This window comes from Caballeronia choica (assembly GCF_001544535.1).
In the GTDB taxonomy this organism is placed as follows: domain Bacteria; phylum Pseudomonadota; class Gammaproteobacteria; order Burkholderiales; family Burkholderiaceae; genus Caballeronia; species Caballeronia choica.
Window position 1 is genome coordinate 22,031 of record NZ_FCON02000095.1, and the last position, 7,500, is coordinate 29,530.

General features: G+C 64.6%; 6 protein-coding genes. 5 read left to right on the plus strand and 1 reads right to left on the minus strand.

Features of this window, described 5'->3' with window-relative positions; translation table 11 throughout:
• Positions 1 to 56: 56 nt before the first annotated feature.
• The 5 genes from kdpB (at position 57) to AWB68_RS29805 (ending at position 6,763) form a co-directional block, all read left to right on the plus strand.
• Positions 57 to 2,114 carry a potassium-transporting ATPase subunit KdpB gene (kdpB, locus tag AWB68_RS29785; protein ID WP_087647910.1) on the plus strand — a complete coding sequence of 686 codons (2,058 nt, stop codon included), beginning with the start codon at positions 57 to 59 and terminating at the stop codon, positions 2,112 to 2,114.
• A gap of 45 nt (positions 2,115 to 2,159) precedes the next feature.
• Entirely contained in the window at positions 2,160 to 2,741 is a 582-nt protein-coding gene (kdpC, locus tag AWB68_RS29790; protein WP_087647911.1) for a potassium-transporting ATPase subunit KdpC, read from the plus strand.
• Positions 2,741 to 5,530 carry a DUF4118 domain-containing protein gene (locus tag AWB68_RS29795; RefSeq protein WP_087647912.1) on the plus strand — a complete coding sequence of 930 codons (2,790 nt, stop codon included), beginning with the start codon at positions 2,741 to 2,743 and terminating at the stop codon, positions 5,528 to 5,530. Before kdpC ends, AWB68_RS29795 begins: the two co-directional genes overlap by 1 nt.
• Positions 5,527 to 6,225, plus strand: a complete 699-nt coding sequence (gene kdpE / locus AWB68_RS29800) for a two-component system response regulator KdpE (RefSeq protein WP_087647913.1) — start codon at positions 5,527 to 5,529, stop codon at positions 6,223 to 6,225. The genes AWB68_RS29795 and kdpE overlap by 4 nt, the downstream gene beginning before the upstream one ends.
• 121 nt (positions 6,226 to 6,346) lie before the next feature.
• The gene (locus AWB68_RS29805) at positions 6,347 to 6,763 is read left to right on the plus strand and encodes a universal stress protein (RefSeq protein ID WP_087647914.1); all 417 of its coding nucleotides are present in this window, start codon (positions 6,347 to 6,349) and stop codon (positions 6,761 to 6,763) included.
• 116 nt (positions 6,764 to 6,879) lie between these two features.
• Here AWB68_RS29805 and AWB68_RS29810 read toward each other — a convergent pair.
• On the minus strand, positions 6,880 to 7,500 hold a 621-nt coding region (locus tag AWB68_RS29810; protein ID WP_327383578.1), incomplete at its 5' end, for a thioesterase domain-containing protein.

Here is a 7,500-nt window from a genome sequence, read left to right on the forward strand (position 1 = left end):
AGGCGCCCGAGAAGGCGCCGGAACCGGGCCCCCATACCCGCAGCGCCGCGCGCTCGATGTTCGATCCGCGGATCGTCAGGCCGGCCATCGTCGATTCGTTCAGGAAGCTCACGCCGCGCACGCAGCTTCGCAATCCGGTGATGTTCTGCGTCTACGTCGGCAGCATCCTGACGACCGTACTGTGGATCGCCGCGCTCACCGGCCAGGCCGAGGCGCCGTCGGGGTTCATCCTCGCGATCGCGTTGTGGCTGTGGTTCACGGTGCTGTTCGCGAACTTCGCCGAGGCGCTTGCCGAAGGACGTTCGAAGGCGCAGGCGGCGTCGCTGCGAAGCGCGAAGCACAATGTCGTGGCGAAGAAGCTGAACCAGCCGCATCCCAAATCGCCGGTCCAGATCGTTGCATCGACGGATTTGCGCAAGGGCGACGTCGTGCTCGTCGAAACCGGCGATGTGATTCCCGCCGACGGTGACGTGATCGAAGGTGTCGCCTCGGTCGACGAATCGGCGATCACCGGCGAATCCGCGCCGGTGATCCGCGAGTCGGGCGGCGACTTCTCCTCGGTGACGGGCGGCACGCGCGTCCTGTCCGACTGGATCGTGATGCGCGTGTCGGTCAATCCCGGCGAGGCGTTTCTCGACCGCATGATCGCGATGGTCGAAGGCGCGAAGCGTCAGAAGACGCCGAACGAGATCGCGCTGACGATCCTGCTCGTCGCGCTCACGCTCGTGCTGCTGTTCGCCACGGCGAGCCTGCTGCCGTTCTCGATGTTCTCGGTGGCGGCGATGAAGGCGGGGCACGTCGTGACCATTACCGCGCTCGTCGCGCTGCTGGTCTGCCTGATCCCGACCACCATCGGCGGCTTGCTGTCGGCGATCGGCGTTGCGGGCATGAGCCGCATGATGCAGGCGAACGTGATCGCCACTTCGGGCCGTGCGGTCGAGGCGGCCGGCGACGTCGACGTGCTGCTGCTCGACAAGACCGGCACCATCACGCTCGGCAACCGCCAGGCGTCGACCTTCCTGCCGGCACCGGGTCTGTCGGAACACGACCTCGCGGATGCCGCGCAACTCGCGTCGCTCGCCGACGAAACGCCTGAAGGCCGCAGCATCGTGGTGCTCGCGAAACAGCGCTTCAACATTCGCCAGCGCGACATGGCGACGCTGCACGCGACGTTTCTCGGCTTCAGCGCCCAGACGCGGATGAGCGGTGTCGACCTGCCCGATCACGAGATCCGCAAGGGCGCGGCCGATTCGGTGAAGCGCTACGTCGAGACGCATGGCGGACGTTATCCGCAGGAAGTGCAGACGGCGGTCGACAACGTCGCACGGCGCGGCAGCACGCCGCTCGTGGTGGCGGAGAAGCAGGGCGCGACCGCGCGCGTGCTGGGTGTGATCGAGCTGAAGGACATCGTCAAGGGCGGCATCAAGGAGCGCTTCGCCGAACTGCGCAAGATGGGCATCAAGACCGTGATGGTGACGGGCGACAACCGGCTGACGGCGGCGGCGATCGCGGCTGAAGCGGGCGTCGACGACTACCTTGCCGAAGCGACGCCCGAAGCGAAACTGGCGACGATCCGCGGCCATCAGGCCGAAGGACGCCTCGTCGCGATGACGGGCGACGGCACCAACGACGCGCCCGCGCTCGCGCAGGCCGACGTCGCGGTGGCGATGAACTCCGGCACGCAGGCGGCGAAGGAAGCCGGCAACATGGTCGACCTCGACTCGAACCCGACCAAGCTGATCGAGATCGTCGAGATCGGCAAGCAGATGCTGATGACGCGCGGCTCGCTCACCACGTTCTCGATCGCCAACGACGTGGCGAAGTACTTCGCGATCATCCCGGCTGCGTTTGCGACGACGTATCCGCAACTGCGCGTGCTCGACGTGATGCACCTGACTTCACCCGCCTCGGCGATCCTCTCTGCGGTGATCTTCAATGCGCTGATCATCGTGTTCCTGATCCCGCTTGCGCTGAAGGGCGTCAAGTACCGCGCGTTGGGTGCGGCCGCGCTGTTGCGGCGCAACCTGCTGATCTACGGTCTCGGCGGGATCCTGCTGCCGTTCCCGTTCATCAAGCTGATCGACATGGTCATCACCGGGTTCGGGTGGGCCTGAGCGCACATCGTACCAATAGAGCATAAACCAAGCGAGTCAACCATCATGAAGAACCTCATTCGTCCGCTGCTCGTGCTGTTCGTGGCGTTCACGGTCATTACCGGCGCAGCCTATCCGGTGGTCGTCACCGCGATCGGCCATGCGGCTTTCCCCAACCAGTCGAGCGGCAGCCTGATCGTCAAGAACGGCAAGGCGGTCGGCTCCGAATTCATCGGCCAGCAGTTCGACGCGCCTTACTATTTCTGGGGACGCCTCTCGGCGACCTCGCCGAATCCGTACAACGCCCAGGCGTCGAGCGGCTCGAACCTCGGGCCGACCAACCCGGCGCTGGCCGACGAAGTGAAGGGACGCCTCAGCGCATTGCACGACGCTGATCCGTCCAACACGGCGGCCGTTCCGGTGGACCTGGTCACGTCGTCGGGCAGCGGGCTCGACCCGGAGATCAGCCCGGCCGCCGCCGCGTATCAGGTCGATCGCGTCGCGAAGGCGCGCAAGCTGTCGCCCGGTGACGTCGATGCGCTGGTGCAACGCTATACGAGCGGCCGGCAATTCGGCATATTGGGCGAAGCGCGCGTGAACGTGCTGAAGCTCAATCTCGCGCTCGATGAACTGAAGCCCGTACAGTGATGGACCGCCCCGATCCCGACGAACTGCTCGAAAAGATCCAGCGCGACGAAGAGAAGCGCCAGCGCGGCCGGCTGAAGATTTTTTTCGGTGCGTCGGCGGGGGTCGGCAAGACGTTCGCGATGTTGCAGGCCGCGCGCCGGCGGCGGGAAGAAGGCGTCGATGTCGTGGCGGGGATCGTCGAGACGCATGGACGCAAGGAAACGCTTGCGGTGCTCGACGGTCTTGAAGTGCTGCCCCCGGCGCATATCGAATATCGCAATCGCAAGCTGGCTGAGTTCGATGTCGACGCGGCGCTTGCTCGCAAGCCGCAATTGATCCTGGTCGACGAACTCGCGCACTCCAACGTACAGGGCGCCCGGCACGTCAAGCGGTGGCAGGACGTGTACGAATTGCTGGACGCGGGCATCGACGTCTACACGACCGTCAACGTCCAGCATCTCGAAAGCCTGAACGACATCGTCGGGCGGATCACGGGCATTCGCGTGTGGGAGACGGTTCCCGACCGCGTGTTCGATCTCGCCGACGAAGTCACGCTCGTCGACCTGCCCGCCGAGGAACTGCTCGAGCGGCTGCGTGAAGGCAAGGTCTACCTGCCGCAGCAAGCCGAGCGCGCAGTGCGCAATTTCTTTCGCAAGGGCAATCTGATCGCGCTGCGCGAACTGGCGTTGCGTCGCACCGCCGATCGCGTGGACGCGCAGATGCGTGAATATCGCGCGGATCAATCGATCGACCGGATCTGGCAGGCGCGCGAACGGCTCATCGCGTGCGTGGGTCCGGGGCCCGAGAGCGCGACGCTGGTACGCGCGGCGGCGCGTCTTGCCGCAAGCCTCAAGGCGGACTGGCTCGCGGTCTATGTCGAGACGCCGAGGCTGCAGCGGCTTCCCGACGACCTGCGCAAGCGCACGCTCGATGCGCTCAAGCTCGCGTCCGAACTCGGCGCCGAGACCGTCACGCTCGACGGCACGGACGCCGCCGCGACGCTCGTCGCCTATGCGCGGATGCGCAATGTCTCGAAGCTCGTGGCGGGCGCTGCGGCGGCACGCGGCTGGCATCGCATGTTCGCGCAGCCGGTCAGCGAGCGTCTCGTGCGTCAGGCGGCCGACATCGACGTCACGCTCGTCGGTGCGAACCTCGCGCGGGAAGAACCATCGCGACGCCGCAATGTCCTGGACTATGCCGGGCTGGGCGACGAAGCGCGGTCGCGGCCCAATGCCTATCTTTATGCGCTGGCGATCGGCGCCGCGATCACGGTGCTCGCGAGCGCGCTCTCCCGTCAGATCGCGCTGACGAACCTGGTGATGCTGTATTTGCTAGGCGTTATCTTTGCCGCCGTTCGGCTGGGGCGGGGGCCGGGTGTATTGCTGTCGTTCCTGAGCGTCGCCGCATTCGATTTTTTCTTCGTGCCGCCGCAACTCTCGTTTTCCGTATCGGATACGCAGTATCTGCTTACCTTCGTTGTGATGCTGTGCACCTCGCTGACGATCAGTCACCTGACATCGAACCTGCGGCGGCAGGCACACATTGCGTCGTTGCGCGAGCGCCGGACCGGTGCGATGTACGCGATGACGCGCGAACTGGGCGCCGCGCTGATGACCCAGCAGATCATCGAGATCGGCAGCCGCCACGTGGGCGAGGTGTTCCAGGCGAAGGTCGCGATCCTGTTGCCCGACAGCGCGGAAAAGGTCAGGCAGAAAGTCGATGAACCGAATCCGGAAGTCACGCTGGATGCGGCGAGCCTCGATCTCGATGTCGCGCAATGGGTGTACGACCAGCAAAAGCCCGCAGGCCGCGGCACCGACACGCTGCCGGCGACCGAAGCGCTGTATTTGCCGCTGAAGGCACCGATGCGCACGCGAGGCGTGCTCGCACTCGTCACCGGGCGGCCAGCGGAACTTGCGGTCCCCGAACAACAGCGGATGATCGATACGTTCGCCGCGCAGATTGCACTGGCGCTCGAACGTGTGCATTACGTCGAGATCGCGCAGGACGCCCTCGTCAGCATGGAGTCGGAGCGCTTGCGCAATTCGCTGCTGTCGGCGATTTCCCATGACTTGCGCACGCCGCTCACGTCGATCGTCGGCTTCGCCTCCGTATTGTCGGACCGGTACGAACCGCCCAATGCCGCGGACGATTCGACCAAGGAACTGATCTCGGCGATCCACGAGGAAGCGCTGCGCATGAGTGGTCTCGTGACGAATCTGCTCGATATGGCACGGCTCGAAGCGGGCGCTATCCGCTTGAACCGGCAATGGTCGATGCTGGAAGAAGTGGTCGGCGCGGCACTGGCGGCGTGCCGCAGGACGCTCGAAGGGCATCCGGTGAAAGTGTCCGTGCCGCCAGAGCTACCGCTCGTCAAGCTGGATGCGGTCCTGATGGAAAGGCTCTTCGCGAATCTGCTGGAGAACGCCGCGAAATACACGCCGCTGGGTACGCCGCTCGTAATCTCCGCAGTGGTCGAACCCGAGGCGGACCAGAAGTTCATCCGCGTGTGCGTCGAGGATAACGGCCCGGGCGTGCCGCCCGGCATGGAACATCGTCTCTTCGACAAGTTTACGCGCGGGGAGAAGGAATCCGCGAAGCCGGGAATCGGCCTGGGCCTCGCGATCTGCAGGGCGATCGTCGAAGCGCATGGCGGCAGGATCGGCGTGGAGAATGGCGTGGATGCAGAAGGGCGCGTGACCGGGGCTCGCTTCTGGTTCACCTTGCCCGCCAACGAATCGCCGCCGCTGGAGGCACCGCCTGACGAGGACGCCGAGACGCGCAATGCCGCGACGTCGGATCGACCATGAGTGAACCCACTGTAACGGTCGTCATGATCGAAGACGACAAACAGATCCGGCGCTTTGTGCGCACGACCCTCGAAGCGCAGGGGATGACGGTGATCGAAGCGGAAACCGGGCAACAGGGTTTGCGGGAAGCGGCCACCCGCAAGCCCGATCTGATCGTGGTGGACCTGGGTCTGCCGGACACCGACGGGATCGACGTGATTCGCGATTTGCGCAGCTGGAGCGAGCAGTCGATCATCGTGCTGTCGGCGCGCACTCACGAGGATGTCAAAGTCGCCGCGCTCGACGCGGGCGCGGACGATTACCTGACCAAACCCTTCGGCGTGTCGGAACTGCTGGCGCGGATTCGGGCGCAGTTGCGGCGCCGCAATCGCGGCGGCGAGCAGGAAACGCCGCAGGTATGCTTCGGCGGCGTCGAAGTGGACATGGCGGAGCGCCGTGTCACCCGCGATGGCGTTGCTGTCCACCTGACGCCGATCGAGTACCGGTTGCTCACGACACTCGTACGCCACGCTGGCCGTGTGCTGACTCACCAGCAACTGTTGCGCGAAGTATGGGGTCCCACGCACACGGAGAACCAGCATTATCTGCGAGTCTATATGGGTCATCTGCGGCAGAAGCTGGAAAGCGATCCCGCTCAGCCGGTCCATATCGTCACCGAGACGGGGGTGGGGTATCGGCTGATGGGAGCGCAATAGCCGTTGCGTTCGTCGATCCGCGTTGACAGCATTTTTACGCGGCGCGCCTGAAGTTCTTCGCGGCGTTGATGGCGGATCTGCTGAAATGCAGTCATAGCGGTTGAGTCGAACGGAAGGTCACATGTTACGGTTGCTGATTCCAGTCGTTCATCACGATGGCGCGCTGCAAGCCGCGCGCCACGCGGCATTTCTGTTCGCGGAGCGCTGCGTCTCCGAGGTCGAACTGGTCGAAGTGCTCGAGCCGGCCGAGCAGGGACGAGCGGCTGCATTTCATTCCCGGCGCGCGCTCCGGTTTCGGCAAGAGCTCGAGATGTTGAGCGCATTGACCCAAACGTGCGCGATCCTCGACGACGCCGGCGTTCCCTATCACTGGACACGCGTGTTTGGCCCGGTCGCCGAGACGATCGCCGCGCGCGCCGCGGAAAAGCAGTCAGACGTCGTGCTGGTCGATGCGAGCCACCTGGGCTTTCTAAGCCGATGGTGGATCTTGACCAAGCTCTGGCGGCTCACGCGCACGCCGGTCACGATGCTTCAATAATTGTCGGCCGAATTGGCCGTCGCATTGTGAAGCAAACTGATGGCGGGACGAAGCTCAAGCGGTATTAACGAAAAGGCGAGAAGTGCCACACGGCCGCGCTGAAGATCACGCGCGACTCAGCGAGGACCGCCAAACACGGCTGTCGTAGCATGGTGCGGCAACTCATCCGCTACTGGGTCCCCATTTGCCCTATCGAGCGCGGCTGCGGTGCGATGAACGGCGGACTCCGCGATGATCGCCGAATGGTCGCACGGCACTTCGGTGATAGTTAGCCCGCGGCGTGCAACGCTCCGCCACAGCAGCAAAGGATCGCCCCGGTCGTGCAGCCGCGTCGACGCACGCACATACACAATCGGTCCGCCATAATAGGGGCGCGGACGGTAGTTGTTCGTCGCGGTCCGAAAGGTTTCGCGCAAGCGCCGCAGCATCGGAGGCATGAATTCTTCGACCGGATCTGCCGTCCGGTGCGACACGCGCCCGCGACGAATCAATAGATTATCCGCGATGGCGACGAGCTTGTCCGCGATGTAACTCACGCGCTGATTCAGCGACTTTTCCGCGATCGCATGCCACAGCCGGCTTGCACGGCCGCGCTGGAAGATGAACCACGAATGCCACGGCAGCCAGCGCTCATGGGCGTAGGTGTCGAGCAAGCACACAAATTCTGTCCGTTCACCCGAAACGAGCAATTGTTGCGCGATCTCCAGCGCAACCAGTCCGCCGAACGAGTATCCAGC

What these genes read in the sequence shown, in the direction of transcription:
- AWB68_RS29795 (WP_087647912.1), top strand. Translation starts at nt 2,741, where the DNA reads ATGGACCGCCCCGATCCCGACGAACTGCTCGAAAAGATCCAGCGCGAC.
- kdpB (WP_087647910.1), top strand. Translation starts at nt 57, where the DNA reads ATGTTCGATCCGCGGATCGTCAGGCCGGCCATCGTCGATTCGTTCAGG.
- kdpC (WP_087647911.1), top strand. Translation starts at nt 2,160, where the DNA reads ATGAAGAACCTCATTCGTCCGCTGCTCGTGCTGTTCGTGGCGTTCACG.
- AWB68_RS29805 (WP_087647914.1), top strand. Translation starts at nt 6,347, where the DNA reads ATGTTACGGTTGCTGATTCCAGTCGTTCATCACGATGGCGCGCTGCAA.
- kdpE (WP_087647913.1), top strand. Translation starts at nt 5,527, where the DNA reads ATGAGTGAACCCACTGTAACGGTCGTCATGATCGAAGACGACAAACAG.